This window comes from Rubrivivax gelatinosus (assembly GCF_016583785.1).
Lineage (GTDB): Bacteria > Pseudomonadota > Gammaproteobacteria > Burkholderiales > Burkholderiaceae_C > Rubrivivax > Rubrivivax gelatinosus_B.
On record NZ_NRRU01000206.1, the window covers coordinates 1 to 1,958 of the forward strand.

Annotated in this window: 2 protein-coding genes; both read right to left on the reverse strand. The window is 68.4% G+C overall.

Annotation, left to right across the window (positions count from 1 at the left end; genetic code table 11):
• Window positions 1-1,516 (reverse strand): PTS transporter subunit EIIC (locus tag CKO43_RS25350; RefSeq protein WP_200380404.1); only part of this gene is annotated, 1,516 nt, incomplete at its 3' end.
• 140 nt (window positions 1,517-1,656) lie between these two features.
• A partial coding sequence (locus CKO43_RS25355) for an EAL domain-containing protein (RefSeq protein WP_200232059.1) occupies window positions 1,657-1,958 on the reverse strand: 302 nt, incomplete at its 5' end.

Here is a 1,958-nt window from a genome sequence, read left to right on the forward strand (position 1 = left end):
AGGCGCCCAGGCGGCCGATCAGCCCGCCCTGCTCGGCCAGTGCGATCGCGACGTCGGTGCGCACCGGGCCGTAGCCCGGGTGCGTCCAGCGCAGCAGCGCCTCGACACCGATCGGCCGCCCGTCCAGTCCCTGCTGCGGCTGATAGGCCAGCGACAGCGCCGAGCTGCCCATCGAGCGCTCCAGGTCGTGCAGCAGCCCGCGCGCGATGACGCCGACGTGGTCGCTGCGGCGCAGCGGCGTGTCGATCCGCGGCGCGCCGGCGACGATTGCCGCGCTCGCGTCGTGGTAGCTCGTCGCTCGCAGCTGCAGGCGCTCGGCCTCGCTGCGGCGCACGAAAGGCAGGTAGATCAGCGTCGAGACCAGCAAGCCGAACAACTGCAGCGCGACCCCGACCCAGGAGCCGGTGAGCAGCCAGCCCGACAGCAGCACCGGCGTCGTCCAGGGCACGTAGACCGGCAGCAGCGTGATCCACCCGGCGTGCAGCGCCAGCAGCGGCGGCAGCGTCAGCAGCACCGGTACCAGCACGAAGGGCAGGAGGAACTGCCGGTTTAGCACCAGCGGCAGCCCGAATAGCAGCAACTCGTTGACATTGAACAGCGCGGGCAGACCCGACAGCTGCGCCAGCCGCCGGTTCTGGCCTTCACGCGCGACGATCAGCAATGCAAACAGCAGGCCCAAGGTGGCCCCCGATCCACCGAGCTGGGAGAAGCCGTAAATCAACGGGACCGAGACGCGATCCTGCACCGGCACCCCGATCACTGCGCTCAGCAATGGAAACAGGCTGGTATGCAGTACGGCGCCGCCATGCACGCCGAAGAACCACAGCAGTTGATGCAGCAGTACCGTCGCTGGCGTGACCAGCCAGTCGGCGTAGACGCCGAGCCTCGGCGTCGGCTGGGCCGCCTGCGCCATGCCGATCAGCGTGGGCACCAGCAGCACGAATACTCCGGCCACGCCCTTGAACAGCAGGCCCAGCACCATCATCGGCAGCGCCAGCCGGCTCGAGTGGTGGAACACCGAACTGGTGTCGTAGCCGATCGACAAACGGCGCATCGGTCCCCAATCGGCCAGCGGACGCAGCAGCGTCGGAGTCAGCACGCCGACAACGATGCCCAGCAGCAAGGAATCCAAGCCGAAAGAGCGCAGGCCGAGCGACGCGAAATCGCCAGCAAACAACGCGAAGTTCAGCAGTGCGCAGACGGCCACCCAGGCTGGCGGCAGCGGCTCGGAGCCGGCACGCGGTGGCGTGCGCCGCGTCAGCACGGCGGCGATGGTGATGCAAAGCGCGAGCCCCAGAACACCCCAGGTCGACTGCACGACGGCGTTGGTCGCTGTGCGCCAGCCGGGGCCGAACGTGTGTTCGAGCCAGACGCGGCCGGCGGGGATCGGAAAGTCGCCGAGCAGGCGCGCGATGACGCCGAAAAGCGTCAGTGGCAACAGCACGACGAAGGCATCGCGAATTGCCTCTGCCCAGCCGGCGGTCAGTTTGGTGGAGGGCGGTCGATCGACAGGCATCGAAGCAGGCGGTACAGCATCACCGCTTCGGTGTGCGGGTCAAAGCGGCAGATTGTGGCCGGCACCCCTGTAAGCCGCGCCGTTGTCGCCGTGAAATGCACCACGGACCGGTCACCGCGACAAACCGTCTAGCTGCCCCCTCAAAGCGGCTGTGCCGCTACGGCGGCAGCACGAGATCGCAGCAAATGATCCAGGCAGTCGTCTGCCGGCAGCGCGCGGCTGTAGAGGTAGCCCTGGAAGACGTCGCAGCCGAGCGCCGCCAGGCGGTCGCGCTGCTCGCGTGTCTCGACGAACTCGGCGATGACGCGTGCACCTCTGCTGTGGCCCAGCGTCGCGATCGCGCGGATGATGTCGCCGCTGACCGGGTGCGACATCACGTCGCGGCTGAGCGAGCCGTCGACCTTGATCGCGGCGACGCGAAAACGTTTCAGGTGCAGCAGCG